Origin of the sequence: Fulvimarina endophytica (genome assembly GCF_003403015.1) — a bacterium.
Lineage (GTDB): Bacteria > Pseudomonadota > Alphaproteobacteria > Rhizobiales > Rhizobiaceae > Fulvimarina > Fulvimarina endophytica.
Genome location: NZ_QURL01000013.1, coordinates 1 through 17,067, shown reverse-complemented (window position 1 = coordinate 17,067; position 17,067 = coordinate 1). Strand labels below are relative to the sequence as shown.

The following is a 17,067-nucleotide window of genomic DNA, read 5'->3' as shown; positions in this document are numbered from 1 at the left end:
TTCTGAAAACAGCTATCTTCGAGAAGGAGATCGAATGGCAGGAGAACGCCAAGAGGCGAGGGACGATGAGATCGGCGTGGCCGAGGCCGACGATGCGGCCGAGGCGTTCGCGATGCTCACCCGCGAGATCCGCGAGATGGAGGCGCAGCTCACCGTTATCCGCAAAGGGACGGAAGCCGCCTTCGACAAGCTCGACAGCCTAGAGACGCCGCCGGACTACACCGCGGATATTGCTCGTCTGAGCGAACGGGTGTCGGAGCTCACCGAAATGATCGACGCCATTGCTGAGACACCGGCGATCCAGAACGGTCCGGAACATTACGCCCGTATGTTCGAGCGCAGCGGCGAGAACCTCGTTAGAACGGCGACCCACGCCCTCGAAAACCGGACCCAGGATCTCGAGCGCCTCACCCGAAATCTCGACAGGCGGTTTGCCAGCGAACGCGCTCGCAGCGTTCAGAACCAGTGGTTGGGCGTGGCGGCGTTCGCCGGTTTCGCAGCCGGCGTCCTGCTGACGCTGTTGCTACCAGTCGTCTTTCCGGTTTGAGCTGGAATGCGTGTCGCACGGTTTGCCATTGGCGAAACATGAAAGGCCGTCGCGAGAGCGGCATGTTCCGGTTCGGAAATGCCAAGAGAAAGGCGACAGAGCGCAGCCAAACGAAAGGTTGCGGCTGCGGTGCGGAGGCGACCGCTTTCCCCGCCGGGCCGCTCCTCCCTTCGCTATTGAGGGCTCCGGTCCGGGCAGCCCTCGTCTTCCTCCCTGCGATCGCGAGAGAAAGGACTCAGCTTCGAAGATCAGGCCAAATCCGGATCGAGGCGGTCAGCCTCGACGCTTGGTTCATCCGTCTTGCGGCTCATGATCCGATCGAAAGCATCGAATTCTGCAGCGGCAGCTCTTCGTTCGAATTCATCGGCTGTCGCGAGCGCTAAGATCTTTTCGGCGACCGCGATCGCGATGAACTGGTTGTCGCCCGCGTGCTTTCGTTCAGCAAGACGGTCGACGGCGTTGCGCGAGGAAGTCGGGAGACCCAGTGAATAAGCCGACCTGCAAGAGAGCTGCGCTTTTTTGAGAAACGTCTGTCATCCTTGTCTACTCAAGAGTTCCTTCGGTCCGATCAGATTCAGTACGATTGCCGACTTGTTCCCAAATGTGGAACACGCTATCTAGCCAATATGCAAATTCTCTCGAAGCGGGCGCTGCGACAGTTCTGGGAAATCCATCCCCAAGCCGAGGTGCCGCTTCGAACCTGGTACGCCCTCGTCGATAAGGCTGAGTGGAGCACCCCCAACGAGATCAAGGCGCAGTTCGGAGCCAATGTCGATTTCGTCGCCGATAACCGGGTCATCTTCGATATCGGCGGCAACAAGTTTCGTCTGATCGTCCATGTCTCCTACGGGTTTCGCCGTGTCTTGGTGAAGTTCGTGGGGACGCATGCAGAGTACGACCGCATCAACCCGGAGACCGTCTGATGGATATCCGCCCGATCCGCACCGAAGCCGATTATGATTGGGCTCTGGCCGAGGTGGAGCAGTATTTCGTCCATGAGCCCGAGCCGGGAACCGATGAAGCTGACCGCTTCGACGTGTTGTCCAGCCTGATCGAAGCCTATGAAGCGAAGGCATGGCCGATCGAGGCACCGGATGCCGTAGATGCCGTGAAGGCGGTCATGGCTGATCGCCATATCTCACGCGAAAAGCTCGCGCCGGTGTTCGGCTCGAAATCACGTCTGTCGGAGTTCTTGAACCGCAGGCGGGGGCTGACGATGGCGGTTGCGAACCGGCTTCATGACGAACTCCAGATCCCGGCTTCTGTCCTGATCCGGCCCTACACCATGGCGCCGCGCGCAACGTCCAGGAAGAAGCAGGAGAAGGCTTGGTCTGGCGAGACCGGAGCATGATCGCCAGACATCTCAGAAAGGACGGTTTCTACCTTCCGATTATCCGGCTCCTCGACCGGCTCGGGGGTTGGCTTCGATTGATGAGATTGAGCAGAAGCTGATCGAGGAGTTTGCGTTCACGGACGAGGATTTGGCCACCGCCCGCGAGAAGAGCGGCACGCTGATCATTCCCAATAAGATCGCCTGATCGAGAAGTTACCTCAAGGAGGCAGGATTGCTCGCCAACGAACGCCGCTGCGTCTGGGAAGTTGATGACCTCATGGTTGGATTTATAGTGCGAATGAGGTCTCATCGGGGGCGGCTACTCGGCAGTTTCCGATGACTCGTCCTCGTCAGTCCCAACGTCCTCCTCGGATTGCTCGTCCAACGGATCAGGGCGATTGCTGAGATAGCGATCGTAGGTCGTGCGAAGGTATTTTAATGCGCGCTCGCGATCGACATTGGCTTGAAGTTTATCTTCAACAAACTTCAGCCGTGCACGGCACTCAGCCAAAATTTCGGACCAAGTTTTTACCCAAACGGTGATGCTGCCTTCTTCAGATTGGAAGATTTGCCCGCGTGGCTTGTCCTTCTGCCTAACTTCCTGTCTCGCGAACTTGTCGAGATCGTTCGAAACAATCCAAAAACTCCACCGGGTGTTCAAGCCACGGAAGCGTTCATCATCCGCGACGGTGTAGGCATACTTCTTGATCTGTGTGATTTCTTTATCGCCTATCTTTACAGATGGACGTTTGAGTTCTACTACGAGGTGTTCTCGCTCGTCTTTGTGGTTCTGCGGCACGGATCGAGAAAGCATGAGATCGACAATGCCGACCTTGCCATCAATCCGCTTCACCGGCGCGTCGATTACGATGTCATCGTCCAAGAGCTTACGGTGCTTCTTCAGCACCTCGGTCAACGATTGATCGTCCACCGTCAGGCTGAACTCTTCCCCGAAAATCCACGTATTGTTGTCCGCAATGATACGGTGAAGCTGACTTCGCTCCTTCAACGTCTTCTTCGTATCAGGGTCGAAGATCAGAGCCTCAAGCCCTGTCAGGAGCTTCAGGCGGTCCGCTACCAGGCGGGACGCGCTGATGATGTTGGCGAGGTCGGCTTCCTGAAGGAGCTTCGAAAGCTCCCTTTGCTTGCGCTCGGGGAGGTCCAGCACCTCCCGGAAGATAAGCTGAAGTTCGTTCGGTCCTCGTTCCACCGCATGTTTGAGCATCCGTAACTGGAAGGCGCGGTTGCGTTTGTCGAGTTCCGCGAAATCGGGAATTTGTCGGTTGAGGTTCAAGGCGAGGATGTCGAAAACCTGCCGTTCAGCTCTTTCCACCGAGGTCCGCGGTTCCTCACGGTAGGGATAGACATCTTCCGCCTGCCACTTTTCGATTTCGTTGCGGGCGTCCTCCGCATCCTTCTCCTTAAAGAAGAGCTTGATGCGCTCTGCAGCCGCCTGACATGCCGATTGCAGCGGGGCATTCATATCGGCAAGGTCGATCAAGCCTTGCCCCTGAAGGACGTTCACGTAGTCGGACTTCAGGTAGGCGGAGAAATTGCGGCCTGGCGTGTGAAAGTTGGGTGTCGAGCGAAAGAAGGGGAAACCTTCGGGTCCGCAAAGGAACATCCAGCGCTCGTCACCGGCCAGCCATTCAATGAGTTCAACATTGGCCGAATAGGTTTCGCCATCGTCTTCAATGTCCGGTAGCGGGAAGGTCTCGCGAGCGCCGATGATGGCGTCGGGATCGAGCTTCTGGTGCTCGACATAGATCGAAACATCCTTGTAGGTCGTTAGGTAGAGCGCAAAGATCGCGGACAGCGAGGGGACGGACTGATCCGGCTGAAGGGTTCGGAATATGTGGTCGAGTTCTGTAATGCGGATTTCGATGCCGGTCGGCAGAGTGTTGGGAACCACGTCTGGCTCGGAAACTCGCACGTCCACGAGGGCATCCCGGATGATAGAAATCGTGAAGCGGAGGGTCTTCCCGTCTTTGCGGTAGACGCTGACCCAGTTCGCCACGCGGCCGAGCGCCAGTGCCTTAAAGCGACCTTTTCCTTCCTTCCCATGCAGGATGCGGTTCTTGATCTTGGACCGGTTGCCATGTCCCTTCCAAGAGCCGCCAAGCTTGCCGAACAGCCCTTCGACGTCCTCATGTGGGATGCCGTGGCCGTTGTCGCGCACGGTGATGGACGGATAGAGGACGTTTTCGAGGTCGAGCTCTAGATCAACCCGCGTCGCGTCCGCATCGACGCCGTTCCAAATCAGTTCTGCAACGGCCGGGATCGGCTTCGCACCCGAAAGCTTGCGAAGGTGATCCGGCTCCAATGTGACTTTGAAATTCTTATCCGGCATCGGTCCCCCTCACGCCATTAGAGCGGAACGCGTCAATTTCGGATAGTCTGTGCACCGACCAAAAAGGCGTTTATCTGCCGATAAACACCCGATCCTTACAATCTCTCTTATATATGATAATGTCCTTTATCGAACAACTAGAAGGCAGTCCAAGCGATGAAGATTGATGGTCTCGATAAACTCGGGCGTGAACTCAAGGATGCGGAAGAGGCGTTCGCCGGAATGGATGGTGAATTTGGAACTGTCAGCTTCGACCTCCAGGATCCGGCGAGCATTGATGCTGCTATCCAGGAGATGGAGCGTCTGGTCGATGAACGGGTCGGACGCTATGCGTCCAACTCGCTCGTCGGACCAATGGCCGAGCAGATGAAGGAAAGCTTCCGTGAGAGTCTCTTGGAGAAGGCAGCTGCTGCACGTCTCAGCGAGAACAATGCCGAATAATGAGCACTGATCTCTTCACCCAAATCAACAATGCGGTCCTCGATCTTCAAGCCGCTGACCTGCAATCCTATGACCGCCCTCTCCGTGCTCTCGATAAGCTTCTGCATCACGAGGAACTTCATGCAGCGAATGCGAAGCTGACGGACGGGGTGGATCTGGATGCCTTCATTGCCGAAAGCGAGGCGACCCAAGGCGGCATGGTGGGCAGTGCCAATCTGGCCTGGCCGGAAAGCCGTGATCAACAGCTAGGACTGAGCCTGCTTCTGATTGCGAAGTTTGCCGAGAACCCCGAGGAAATGGCACAATTCGGCTATACCTTCTTCTACAGCGGATCGAAGATTATGGCTGGCGTGCACGGCGTAACGCGTCAGGTCATCATTCCCTTTGCCCGGGATTATAAAACCTATGTTTTGAGCCAGGGAAATACGACGCTGCAGGTGGTCCGCCCGCTGTCGCAACGGATCTTTATTGTCCATGGCCATGATGACGGGGCACGGGAAACCGTGGCTCGGTTCCTCGAGCGCATTGGGTTTGAAGCGGTCATTTTACACGAGCAGGCCAATCGTGGGCGAACCGTAATCGAGAAAGTCGAAGCCAACAGTGACGTGAGCTTTGCCGTCGTCCTGCTGACCCCTGACGATGAGGGTTGCGTTAAAGGCGGCGCGGTCGAGCCGCGGGCGCGCCAGAACGTGCTGCTCGAACTCGGCTACTTCATCGGTAAGCTCGGTCGTGCCAACGTCTGTGCGCTGAAAAAGGGCGTCGTTGAGATCCCAAGCGACTTTGCGGGCGTTGTCTGGGAGACGATGGATATCACTGGCGGATGGAGGTCGAGCCTCGGTCGGGAGCTGCAAGCGGCCGGTCATGCCATCGACTGGAATCAGGTGATGCGATGAACCAACTTGTTGCCTTCCGCCATTCCCGTGTCCTGCCCGCACTTGTCGCAGCTGCTGACGCCCAAGCGCAGCAACGTTTCCTCGAGTTCTTCGTCTCGAACATTCGCAATCCGAACACGCGGCGCGCTTATTCGCGTGGGATCGGTGAATTCCTCGCCTGGTGCGAGGCGCATGGCGTGGCGTCGATCGCCGTCGTGCAACCTCTGCACGTCGCCGCCTATATCGAGGAACTGACCCGCGAGCGCTCGCCTCCCACCGCCAAGCAGCGGCTTGCCGCGATCCGAATGCTGTTCGACTGGCTGGTGGTCGGCCAGGTGGTGCCAGTCAATCCGGCCGCGTCGGTGCGTGGGCCTTCGCATAGCGTCAAGCGCGGTAAGACGCCGGTGCTCGATCCGTCCGAAGCACGGCAACTGCTGGACAGCATCGATGTCTCCACACCTGCAGGTCTCCGCGATCGGGCACTAATCGGGCTGATGGTCTATTCGTTTGCGCGGATCGGAGCGGCACTCGGCATGAAGGTCGAGGACGTCTATGTCCAGAACCGTCGACTCTGGGTGCGGCTGCACGAAAAGGGCGGAAAGCGACACGAAATGCCCTGCCATCATAATCTCGAGGCGTATCTGCACGCCTATCTCGAGGGATGCGAGATCGCAGAGGATCGCAAGGGGCCGCTATTCCGCACGATCGGCCGGGGAACGCGCAATCTGACAACCACCCCCCTGCCCCAGGCCAATGCCTACGCTATGATCCAGCGGCGCTCGAACGCTGTCGGCATCGGCACGCGGATCGGCAACCACACCTTTCGGGCCACCGGCATCACCGCTTATCTCAAGAACGGTGGCACGCTCGAGAAGGCCGCCGCTATGGCTAACCATTCATCCACGCGAACGACCCAGCTCTACGATCGCCGCAGCGACGAAGTTACGCTTGATGAGGTGGAACGGGTGCTGATCTAAAACAGAATACAATGAAAGTGTTCCAAAAACGAGTGTTCGAAGGACCGGGATGGGTGGAAACCCGCCAGTCCGGTTTGGAGCAGCGAACGCTCGAAGCTGACCTTCCCACCCCACTGGAAGCGGGACGCAACCGATTTGTGGGTATTAAAGCTTTAACGGTTCCTTGTCTGATGACAGGCTTCGCGACCCAGTCCGCGGGCACAAGACCTACGGCAGCGGGTCGCAGAGCATCCCTGCCGTCAGTGTACTTTCTGATTGATCGTACGGAAAAATATTTGCACTGTAACGGCTTAGCTACTCGCAAGGTTCAGCCTGACACCCAGTGCGGAGCCGGCCCATGCGTAGCCTACGTATCCTCATCGTCGAGGACGAACCGTTGATCGCAATGGATCTGCAAGACATCTTCGAGGACGCAGGGCATGTGGTGGTGGGTATCGCAGCAACGACCCGTGCGGCCTGTCGCATGCTGCTGCTTCTATCTCTTTCCACATTGTGGTTCTCGATATCGATCTGGCTAGAGGGGATGATGGGATCACAACGGCCATTCTCCTACGCGAGGAACATGGGATCGAGGCTCTTTTCGTATCCGCCCACCATAAGCACGAGGTACGAGCCCTAAGCCTTGATTGGAAACCCATCGGTTTCATCGGCAAACCATATCTTCCTCAGCAGGTCTTGGCGGCAATCGACAAGATTGGACACGCGTAGCATCCACACGCCGCGTGCCCCTTGATCAGCTTTAGGGAACCGCGCAAAGCTCGGGATCAATATTCGCCTCTGATTTACGTAGGCCTCTGGACTGCCAAATGCGAAACAACGTCCCCAAGCAGGATACCACTCGCCATCGTCAGATAATCGAAAGCATCACCGAGTTCGCAATCATCACGACCGATCGCGATGGGACGGTCGTCGGCTGGAACCCGGGCGCCGAACATATCCTCCTCTGGAAATCCGACGAGATGATCGGCCGGACCGCAGAGGCGATCTTTACACCGGAGGATCGTGTCAGCGGGCAGATCAACCGCGAGATGGTGCACTCGCTGGAAAGCGGGCGAGGCGTCGACGAGCGCTGGCATCTACGAAAGGACGGGTCCCGCTTCTGGGCGTCCGGCGAGATGATGCCGCTGAAGAACGATGCGGGTGGACATGTCGGCTTCGTGAAGGTGTTGAGGGACCGCACGGAGCAGCACCAGCAAGGCATCGACCTTGAAGCCAGCCAACGTGCGCTTATCGACAGTGAACAAAAGTGGCGGGGCCTCTTCGAGAACCTGCAAGAAGGCTTCATCCTCGGCAAGGTCGTGCGGGACGACACCGGGCGCGTCGTCGACTGGCGTTACGAGGAGGTCAACGAAGCGTGGGGCAAGCTGGTCGACATTCCCTCGAAGCAAGCGGCAGGACGGACGATCCGCGAACTGTTCCCGGGCATCGAGGATGAATGGGTCCACGAGTTCGCCGACGTCGTTGAGACAGGGCAGCCCATCCGCTTCACGCGCCAAGTGGGCAAGCTTGGTCGTTGGTACGATGGCCTTTGCCAGCCGATCTCGGGCGACCTCTTCAGCGTGATCTTTCTCGAAGTCACTAAGCGCGTTCAGTCCGAGGCACGAAGCAGAGCCTTGCTAAATCTCAGCGAGACGCTTTCCGCCATCGACGGTCCCGATGCCATGTCTCGCGCCGCGGCCGAGATCATCGGATCGGCGTTGGGCGTTGGGCGGGCTGGTTACGGCACGGTCGGCAACGACGGCGAGACTTTTACCGTGCCATCGGACTGGACACAGGGTGACTATCCAACCCTTGCCGGCGTCTACCGCATGGACGACTACGGCGGTTATGCCGAGGATTTGCGAGAGGGGCGCACCGTCGTCATTCCGGACATCCGCCTCGATCCCCGAACTTCAGCCGACACGGCGCCGTTGGAAAGCGTCGGCGTTCGTTCCTTGATCAACCATCCGATCGTGGAAGCCGGACGGACGGTTGCTGTTCTCTATGTGAACGATGATCGCGTGCATTCCTGGACCGACGACGAAGTCGCCTTCGTTCAGGCCGCCGCCAACCGAACACGGGACACGGTGGAGCGGCGACGGGCCGAAGCGAAGCTCAGAGCGAGCGAGGAGCGACAGCGGCTTGCCATAGCCTCCGGCGAGATCGGCATCTTCGATCTCGACATGACCAGCGGAGAGCTTCTGTGGGACGACCGGGTACGGGCAGCGTTCGGCGTTGCCCCTGATCGCATCGTCACCCAGTCCGAGAAGCTCTCGGCCGTCCATCCAGACGATCAGGCAGCGTTCGACGCTGCCTTCGCCGCGACGATGGATGGCGCTCCCTTCGATCTCCAGTTCCGCACGATCGGCTTGGACGATCGGCAGGTGCGGTGGGTGAACGTTCGGGGTCGTATCACTGGGGTGCAGGGCGCCCAGCACTTCATCGGCGCTGTCCGGGACGTGTCGCAGCGGGTGGCTGCCGAACAGCGTCAGACCGTTCTGAACCAAGAGCTGGCCCACCGCCTTAAGAACACGCTAGCCGTCGTCCAGTCGATCGCGACGCAGACGCTTCGTAGCGCGCCGGACATGCCGACAGCCCGCGACAGTCTGACGAAGCGCATCCAGACCCTGTCGAAGGCGCATGACATCCTCCTGACGGGTCACAACGATGCCGGGTCCGTCGAGGCGATTATCCGAGGGGCGGTCGACCTGCATGATCCGGACCGGCGGATCATGCTCCGGGGACCCAACCTCCACATCGGCCCGAAGGCAGCCCTGACGCTCGCTCTGATCATGCACGAGCTGGCGACCAATGCTGCCAAGTACGGCGCCCTGTCGATCCCGACCGGCATCGTCCACGTCGCGTGGGTCGTTGACATCGACAGCACGACCCGTCTGCCGACCCTCGCGATTTCCTGGCGCGAGATCGACGGTCCTCCGGCCTCGCCACCCGAGCGCAAGGGGTTCGGCACGCGTCTCATCGAGATGGGGCTCTCTGGCTCAGCGGGCGGATCGGTGGAACTCGATTATGCCGAGGACGGCCTCCAGTGCCGCATCATCGCTTCGCTCACGGAACTACAGGCCGACGACGACGCATGAGCCTCACGTTCTTCTAGGACCCCGAGAACCGGGTTGTTCTCCAGATCTGTCGAACGACTCCGAGCTACAATACCCAACGTCCGCTATCTGCGAGCGCTCCGAGCGCCTTCTATGGCGTAGAAGGGTCGAAAGCGGACTCGACGATCCTACCGGATCAACTTGACCTCGACACCGACATCGATCGACTGCCAGGCGCGATCTGCGGTCAGGACCGCAGCACCACGGGTCTTTGCAAGGGATAGGCAAACACGATCTCCGAGCGATAGACCCGCCCGATCGCCGACGCTCCGCATCAGACCGGCAGCAAAGGCGACCGCCTCGTCGAGCGGGATCGTCGTCAGCGAGAGCGGTGCCAGCATGAGGCGAACGTCCCCTGGCTCGGCGCCGAGTCGGGCGTAGTGACCGATCACCTCCGCTAATTCACCGTCGAGACGATACCCTTAAGGAGATGAGCTCTCACGTGGTCCGCACCCGGCTCATCGCGAAGAAGAGCCAGGATGGCTGAGGCATCGAGGACAATGCTCATTCGGTTTCGGCCTGGCGCCGGCGATCAGCAATGAAGTCATCTACCGAAGCTTCGCTTGTGTCACCGATCAGCTTCCGGCTCATGGCTTGAGCATGCTTCACCGCTTGGTCAACCGTATGGATAACAATGCGGTCGCCATGGTCCTCGACGATGACGTCGCCACCCTTATCGAGACCGTACCGTCGACGGAGCGCGACGGGCAAACTTAATCGGCCATTCTCCGAGATATGCAGTCTGATAGACATGGAATTGCCCTCAAGCTCGTCATCAATTCAAATTTTGACAATTGAATTAGACGTTGGCACAAGTGATTAAAAGTGCCAAGCACGCGGTTGGGCCGCGACTACCGTGCCGTGACATAGTTACAGACTGAGCTTAAACGACCGGTTTTGGACACCTTATTTAGTGGGTGTTCAAAAAACGGCATAAAATCGTTTTGAACATGCCCAATATCGACGATGGCGGTTTCGATCACCTAAAAAGTGGTCGATTACAGTCGATCCTTCAGCCGCCGCATGAAATCCATCCGCTCATGCAGGATGGCGATGATCACAGGGCGGCTTTCGTTTAGGAAGACGAGATAGTGATGCTCGCAGCGGTAGATATGAATGCTGTCCGGGAGGCCGCTCAAGGTTTTCGATCGCGCCCGTCCGTCACCTACGGCCTCACAGCATGCCTCGATCCGATCGAAATAGGTTTCCGCGTGATCGAGGCCCCATGTCTCTTGGGTATATCGCCAGATACCGCGCAAATCCTCTTCGGCGGCCAGCGTCAGTTCGTAGGAGCGCATAGTCAGGGCTGAAGCCCCGCCTCCTCACGCGCTTCGCGACGTATGTCACCCATCGATTTCGTGGACAGCTCGCCACGTTGAGCCTGCTCGATCCGAGGTTTCAGAAATTCCAATAGAGTTGCAACCGCCTCGTCCTCGCTCATGGCGTCCATGCCAGGAGCCTCGCCCAATGCGCGCTTCAGCACATAGTCCTTCAGGCTGTTGCCGCTGAGCGCGGCGATCGCCTTCAGTTTGCGGTGTTCTTCGGGAGTGACGTCGATCGAGAGTCTGGGCATGGCGTGAAGGTAACAGCGCGAGACCCACAAAACAACATTTGTGCTGAAGTACGAGCTTTCAGTTTCTAGCTCCACATGCGTTCGGCGATGGAGCGCTGCTTTTCGCCAAGACCGTTGGCGTAGATCGCCGTCGTCTCGATCGCAGCATGGCCTATCCATTTCGATAGCATGTTGAGGGGCACCGTCGCGCCAATCGCCGCGACGCCATAGCCATGGCGCAAACCTTTCGGTGTTGCTTGCGGTCCTTCGATGCCGGCGGCCGCACGACGGCCTTCACGTCCCGCCAAGGCCGTCGTGCGGCTCCATGCCCAGAGCTTTTCCTTCGCCCGCTTCTCTCGGCGCTTCCTGAGGTCATGGACGAGGTTCAAGGTGTCAATCACCTGGGCGGTTCACCGAGCCAACTCTATGCTTTACGCAGTCGCTTCCCGATACATATCGACAGAGGTGTAAGTGTCGCGGAGACACGGTCGGATAGGCAAAGGGCGTTCGATGAACAACGACTTGTCTCAATGTTCGATGTCTGTGACCGCAAAGACGTCTCGAGAAAGCATCGCTGCTGCGATCCTGCTTACAGCATCGGTTCTACTAGTCGGCTGGCTTGCCGTCCTCAACGAAGGGCATTCCCGATCGATCGTCGAGAAGACCGCCCATGCTTCGGCGAGCGAAAACCTGCTTCTGCAGGTTACGACAATTCTCTCCGGCGAACGGGGATACGTCCTGACAGGTAACGCTGATGCTCTGATGCCCTACCATGAGGCTGCAGCCGCGTACGGCGAGGCGGTAGCTACCTTCACCGCTACGGCGTTACGCGCTAATATTGCTCAGGATACAGTCGATCAAATACTTCAGGCTGCGCGCAAGGAGGTGGCCTTCGCGACCAGTGTTGTCGAGGTCCGCTCTACGGACGGCTTTGAGCCCGCTGCCGATCTCGTCGCGAGCGGAGTCGGAAGCCAGGGCATGCTGGAGCTTCGCGCACAAATCTCGGCCATCCTCGCTTCGGTGGACGCTGAGATCGCACGAGATATCGCCGCTTACAATATGAACATTTGGGCCCAGACAGTCGCTTTCGCTTTTGCTGCAATCTCGGGTCTCTTCCTCGCTTTAGTAACGATCCGTCGCCAGCGCATGCAGGGTCTCCTTGCGCGGCTGATGACGGGGCTGATCGACAACGCTCCGCTCGGCATTGGCTTTCTCGATCCCGATCTCCGCGTCGTCCGTGCCAATGACCGCTTTCGACTGAGCCTTACGACAACGGGGGGCATCGATCTGTGGAAAGCGAATGATCCGCAGGCGACCGAACTCGCGGGTTACCTCTCAACTGTCGCCGCACGGGGCGACATGTTGTCCGATCACGACATCAACGTCCGGTCGGGCGAGGCTGGAGGGCCGCATCGTTCGCTGATCCTCAACGCCTTCCCGATCGATTTGTCCCGGATGTCTGGCAGGCACGCGGACAACGATCGCCGTGGCGTCGGCGTGATGGTGACTGACGTAACGCGCCGAAGCGTCGCGGAGGCACAGTTGCGCCACGCGCAAGATCGTCTCCGCTCGATCCTTCGGGCGACGACGTCGATCGTCTGGACGACGTCAGAAACCGGCCGTTTCGTCGAGCACCAGCCTGTTTGGATGCAGTTCACCGGCCAGAGCGTTAACGAACATCTCGGTACTGGCTGGCTCGATGCAATCCATCCAGACGACCGTGAAGCGACTTTCCGGATCTGGACCGCCGCGATCGAGACGAAGAGCGAATACAACGTCGAACACCGCGTGCGCCGGACCGATGGCGAATGGCGAGACATGAAGGTGAAGGCCGTCCCGCTCCTCGACGCAGACGGCAACGTCCTCGAATGGAACGGCAGCCATACCGACGTGACGGACCTGCGCGAGGCCGAAGCCAAGCGCGACGAGGCCGGCTTCCAGTTCGAGATGCTGGCGGACAACATCCCGCAGATGGCTTGGATGGCCGATCCGAGCGGTGCAATCTTCTGGTACAACAAGCGCTGGTACGACTACACCGGAACGACGCTGCAAGATATGCGCGGCTTCGGTTGGCGAAAAGTGCATCATCCCGACCACGAGGAGCGCGTCGTCAAAAATTTCACCGAACAGCTGGCAGAGGGTCTCGTCTGGGAGGACACGTTCCCCTTGCGCGGCGTTGACGGGGCCTATCGCTGGTTTCTCTCCAAGGCGACGCCTATCCGCGACGGCGAGGGGCGCATCCTGCGCTGGTTCGGAACGAACACCGACGTCACCGCCCAGCGGGAGATCGAGGAGGAACTCGCTGCCGAGAAGATGAATGCCGAGGCCGCGAACAAGGCCAAGAGCCAGTTCCTTGCCAATATGAGCCATGAGTTGCGTACCCCGCTCACGGCGGTCATTGGCTATTCGGAGATGCTCGAAGAGGAGGTCGAGGATCTAGGCGAAGCGCACCTGTCCGCCGATCTACGCAAGATCAAGTCGAATGCACGCCATCTCCTCAGCCTCATCAACGACGTGCTCGACTTGTCGAAGATCGAGGCAGAGAAGATGGAGGTCTATCCGGAGCGCTTCGATCTGAGGATGATGATCGAGGACGTCTCTTCTACGGTCGGATCGCTGGTTGGGGCGAAGGGCAACCGCCTTTCGATCGAAGCCGGAGCCGACCTCGGCATCGCCACGACCGATCAGGTTAAGCTCCGGCAGTGCTTAATCAACCTCATCGGCAACGCCTCGAAATTCACTGAAAACGGCGAGGTGACTCTCACCGCCGACCGCGAGAGAGGGGAGGAGGGCGACTGGCTGGCCTTCACCGTTTCCGACAGCGGCATTGGGATGACTTCCGAACAGGTCGAGAACCTCTTCGAACGCTTCCGGCAGGCCGATGCCTCGACCACGCGCCGCTTCGGCGGGACCGGTCTCGGACTTGCGATCACCCGCGCCTTCTGCCGGCTTCTCGGCGGCGATATCGGCGTAACCAGCGAGATCGGCGTCGGCTCGACCTTCACCATTCGCATCCCCGCGTCCTTCCACGAATCCGAGCCGATTGCCGAGGAGGCGATCGACGGCGACGATGGGAGCGCGGGCGAAAGCGAAGGCGCTGCCGGAACGGTGCTGGTGATCGACGACGACCCCCATGCGCGCGAACTTTTGACACGGTTCCTGGTGCGCGAAGGCTTTCTCGTGCGCACCGCCTCTGACGGCGTCGAGGGCTTGACCGTCGCCCGGACTGTCGCGCCCGACGCGATCATCCTCGACGTCACCATGCCGCGCATGGACGGCTGGTCCGTGCTTGGCCAACTGAAGGGGAGCGAGGAGACCGCCGGCATCCCAGTCATCATGGTGACGATCATCGACGAGCAGACCCTCGGCTTCTCCCTCGGTGCTTCCGAATATCTTCTGAAGCCCGTCGAATGGAGCCGACTGCGCGAGGTGATGAACCGCTATCGCAACGAGGCCGACAGCCTTGTCCTCGCGATCGACGACGATGCCGACACGCTCGCCCGCTTCACGACGATGATGAAACGCGAGGAGATCCCGGTCGTCACGGCCTCGAACGGACGCGAAGGGCTTGAGCGTCTCGGCGAGCACATGCCCACGCTCATCCTCCTCGATCTCGTCATGCCGGTGATGGACGGGTTCGAATTCCTCAAAGCCCTGCGCGCGAAGCCGGAATGGCGTGCGATACCCGTCGTCGTGCTCACCTCGAAGGATCTTTCGAACGACGAACTGCGGGCGCTCCACACAGACGCCGATCAGGTGCTCGCCAAGGGCAGCGTTCCGATGAAGGAGCTTTCGACAGAGATCCGCCGCGTCGTGCGTTCGGGACCATCGAATGCTATGCCCCTCGAATTCCAATCCCTCGAACCGGACCAAAAATCATGACAAAAATCCTACTCGTCGAGGATCACGAGGAAATCTGGGACTTCCTCTCCCGGCGACTCAAGCGTCGCGGCTTCGACGTCGTCCTCGCCCATGACGGGCAGGACGGAGTAGAAAAGGCCCGAGCGGTCGAGCCGGACATCATCCTTCTCGACATGAACCTGCCGATCATGGACGGGTGGACGGCCGCGCGGACCATCCGGGCGGACACCACCATGCAGCGCATGCCGATCATCGCGCTGACGGCCCATGCGATGTCTGGCGACAAGGAGAAGACGCTTGCGGCCGGCTGCGACGACTATCACGCCAAGCCGGTCGACTTCGGCAAGCTCGTCGGCCAGATCGAGGCCCTGGTCGGCGCCTCGCCCTCTTGAATGGGCGGTCGTCCGTCGAAGCGGTCCGGGCACAGGGGCGGGCGAGGCTCGTTTCCCAAGCTGGCGGCTTCGAGACATAGCTGGGGGTGCCCCTATTGAACCCTCCTCGGCGACAGGTGACTTCCAAGACCGGAATGGTCGACGTCGAACCGTGGTGACGACGAAGCTCAAGGGCTGAAAATCGGGCACCGGTTTTCAGGTAATCCGATCCAACATCGGGAAAGCCGAAGTCAAGCGATGACGCAGAGATCGGTTCCACCGATCCGCCACTCTCGTCCTCGTCAGCCCGCAAGCGCCACCTGTCACGGCTGGTGGCGGATTGCGCTGGGCGCTTCGTGGCCGGACCGAGGCTCGCGATCCTCGGCCAGCGAAAGGATCGCGGCGAGGCCTTCGTTAAAATTTGTAACGACCGCATCAGCGTGGAGCTTGCTTTTAAGCTCGGCCACCATTCGCGGGTCGCGGGCGCGCCAGATGCCGAGGATCACCCGCGCGCCGGGCGCCATCGCATGGGCCTTTCGCACCGCGAGCCGTAAATGGACGAGGCTGAGTGGTTCGAGGAAGGAGAGGATCACTAGCGCGACGCCCTGGCGCTCGCCTTCGCCTGGGTTAAGGTCGTTCGCCTCTCCCCAGTTGAGGGTTCGCGTCCGCAGCCCATGCTTAGTGACGACCTGCGCCAGCATCGTCGTCACCGGCTCGTCCAATGTGCCGTTGCCGGCGATGCAGACGACCGGGGTTTCGCCGCGCCAGGGTGGGGCGAGCTCGTTCTTTCGCTTGACGATCCGCGCCACCGCCGCGTCGGGCCCGGCGACGGCCACCGCTGCCGCCGCCTCTGAGTTGAGGGCGCCGCCTTTTGGAAGCGGGCTCTTCAGCCGGTCGAGCGAACGCACGAAGCGATGGACGGCCTGTTTCATCACCTCGAGACGCTCGCCCTCGACTGCATAGCGCGAGACGTCCTCATGGGCGAGGCGCATGCCGGCGAGCGCAACCTCGTCGTAATAAGTCGCGAGCGCCCGCTCACGCAGAAAGGCTCGAGCCTGATCGGATGCTTCGCCCGGCTCGCCGGCTAGCATCCGCTGATAGAAGATCTGCGGCGGAGAGAGCGCTGGCCGATCGCCGAAGATGACGTCGATGAATTCAAGACGTGGAACATAACGTCCCATGACGACGAGGCAGACGGTGAGGGGCGTCGCGAGGATCAGCCCGACGGGCCCCCAAAGAAAAGCCCAAACGGACGCCGCCAGAAGGATCGCGACCGGGGAGAGGCCCGTCGAATGACCGTAGAGGAGGGGTTCGGCGACGTTCGACAGGAAGAGCTCGGCGCCGACGAAGAGGACCAGCGTCCAGATCACCATCGACCAGCCGGGATCGACGGCGAAGGCGAGGGCGAGCGGAAGCGCGGCGCTGATGAAGCCGCCGATATAGGGCACAAAGCGCAGGATGCCGCCGAGGACGCCCCACAGGAAGGGGCTCGGAACGCCGATGAAAAAGAGGCCGATGCCGACGAGGGCGCCGAAGGCGGCATTCACCGCCAGCTGGAACAGGAGCAGGCGGCCGAGCCGCCGCGCGGCATCGTCGATCGCAGCCGTCGTCTGCTGGAGGTCGTCGGTGCCGGCGAGACGGATCAGCCGGTTTCGCAGGTCCTCCCGC

The 17,067-nt window shown here is 60.0% G+C and carries 16 protein-coding genes; 9 read left to right on the top strand and 7 right to left on the bottom strand.

Annotation, left to right across the window (positions count from 1 at the left end; translation table 11 throughout):
• Window positions 1–34: 34 nt before the first annotated feature.
• The 3 genes from DYI37_RS19075 to DYI37_RS19060 all read left to right on the top strand — a co-directional run bounded on the left by DYI37_RS19075 (window position 35) and on the right by DYI37_RS19060 (window position 1,898).
• Window positions 35–547: a DUF6118 family protein gene (locus DYI37_RS19075; RefSeq protein ID WP_116684870.1), complete on the top strand. Its 513-nt coding sequence runs from the start codon at window positions 35–37 to the stop codon at window positions 545–547.
• 626 nt (window positions 548–1,173) lie between these two features.
• The gene (locus DYI37_RS19065) at window positions 1,174–1,470 is read left to right on the top strand and encodes a type II toxin-antitoxin system HigB family toxin (protein WP_116684869.1); all 297 of its coding nucleotides are present in this window, start codon (window positions 1,174–1,176) and stop codon (window positions 1,468–1,470) included.
• The gene (locus tag DYI37_RS19060) at window positions 1,467–1,898 is read left to right on the top strand and encodes a helix-turn-helix domain-containing protein (protein ID WP_199520217.1); all 432 of its coding nucleotides are present in this window, start codon (window positions 1,467–1,469) and stop codon (window positions 1,896–1,898) included. The genes DYI37_RS19065 and DYI37_RS19060 overlap by 4 nt, the downstream gene beginning before the upstream one ends.
• A 301-nt stretch (window positions 1,899–2,199) precedes the next feature.
• Here DYI37_RS19060 and DYI37_RS19055 read toward each other — a convergent pair whose 3' ends face one another.
• Window positions 2,200–4,230, bottom strand: coding sequence for an ATP-binding protein (locus tag DYI37_RS19055; protein WP_116684867.1), 2,031 nt, complete (start codon window positions 4,228–4,230; stop codon window positions 2,200–2,202).
• 156 nt (window positions 4,231–4,386) lie between these two features.
• Between DYI37_RS19055 and DYI37_RS19050 the strand changes: the two genes are divergently transcribed.
• The 4 genes from DYI37_RS19050 (at window position 4,387) to DYI37_RS19030 (ending at window position 9,597) form a co-directional block, all read left to right on the top strand.
• Window positions 4,387–4,671 (top strand): hypothetical protein, encoded by a 285-nt coding sequence (locus tag DYI37_RS19050; RefSeq protein WP_116684866.1) that lies wholly within the window; start codon window positions 4,387–4,389, stop codon window positions 4,669–4,671.
• Window positions 4,671–5,564 (top strand): TIR domain-containing protein, encoded by an 894-nt coding sequence (locus tag DYI37_RS19045; RefSeq protein ID WP_116684865.1) that lies wholly within the window; start codon window positions 4,671–4,673, stop codon window positions 5,562–5,564. The genes DYI37_RS19050 and DYI37_RS19045 overlap by 1 nt, the downstream gene beginning before the upstream one ends.
• On the top strand, window positions 5,561–6,520 hold the full coding sequence (locus tag DYI37_RS19040; RefSeq protein ID WP_116684864.1) for a tyrosine-type recombinase/integrase: 960 nt from the start codon (window positions 5,561–5,563) through the stop codon (window positions 6,518–6,520). The genes DYI37_RS19045 and DYI37_RS19040 overlap by 4 nt, the downstream gene beginning before the upstream one ends.
• Window positions 6,521–7,326: 806 nt before the next feature.
• A complete protein-coding gene (locus DYI37_RS19030) occupies window positions 7,327–9,597 on the top strand; it encodes a PAS domain-containing sensor histidine kinase (RefSeq protein WP_116684862.1) in 2,271 nt (756 codons plus the stop codon).
• A 146-nt stretch (window positions 9,598–9,743) separates the two neighbouring features.
• On the opposite strand, the gene DYI37_RS20200 is transcribed toward DYI37_RS19030, so the two are convergent.
• The 5 genes from DYI37_RS20200 to DYI37_RS19005 form a co-directional block, all read right to left on the bottom strand.
• Window positions 9,744–9,956, bottom strand: a complete 213-nt coding sequence (locus DYI37_RS20200) for a PIN domain-containing protein (protein WP_199520216.1) — start codon at window positions 9,954–9,956, stop codon at window positions 9,744–9,746.
• Window positions 9,957–10,119: 163 nt separating this feature from the next.
• Window positions 10,120–10,368 (bottom strand): AbrB/MazE/SpoVT family DNA-binding domain-containing protein, encoded by a 249-nt coding sequence (locus tag DYI37_RS19020; RefSeq protein ID WP_116684861.1) that lies wholly within the window; start codon window positions 10,366–10,368, stop codon window positions 10,120–10,122.
• A 245-nt stretch (window positions 10,369–10,613) separates the two neighbouring features.
• Window positions 10,614–10,913, bottom strand: coding sequence for a type II toxin-antitoxin system RelE/ParE family toxin (locus tag DYI37_RS19015; RefSeq protein ID WP_116684860.1), 300 nt, complete (start codon window positions 10,911–10,913; stop codon window positions 10,614–10,616).
• A gap of 2 nt (window positions 10,914–10,915) precedes the next feature.
• Window positions 10,916–11,188, bottom strand: a complete 273-nt coding sequence (locus DYI37_RS19010) for a plasmid mobilization protein (protein ID WP_116684880.1) — start codon at window positions 11,186–11,188, stop codon at window positions 10,916–10,918.
• 65 nt (window positions 11,189–11,253) lie between these two features.
• Window positions 11,254–11,568, bottom strand: coding sequence for a site-specific integrase (locus tag DYI37_RS19005; protein WP_116684859.1), 315 nt, complete (start codon window positions 11,566–11,568; stop codon window positions 11,254–11,256).
• Window positions 11,569–11,677: 109 nt separating this feature from the next.
• Here DYI37_RS19005 and DYI37_RS19000 point away from each other — a divergent pair, with 109 nt between their 5' ends.
• Complete coding sequence (locus tag DYI37_RS19000) at window positions 11,678–15,049, top strand: response regulator (RefSeq protein ID WP_116684858.1); 3,372 nt, start codon at window positions 11,678–11,680, stop codon at window positions 15,047–15,049.
• A complete protein-coding gene (locus DYI37_RS18995) occupies window positions 15,046–15,420 on the top strand; it encodes a response regulator (protein ID WP_116684857.1) in 375 nt (124 codons plus the stop codon). The genes DYI37_RS19000 and DYI37_RS18995 overlap by 4 nt, the downstream gene beginning before the upstream one ends.
• A gap of 302 nt (window positions 15,421–15,722) precedes the next feature.
• Here the strand turns inward: DYI37_RS18995 and DYI37_RS18990 are convergent.
• A partial coding sequence (locus DYI37_RS18990) for an AI-2E family transporter (RefSeq protein WP_147307956.1) occupies window positions 15,723–17,067 on the bottom strand: 1,345 nt, incomplete at its 5' end.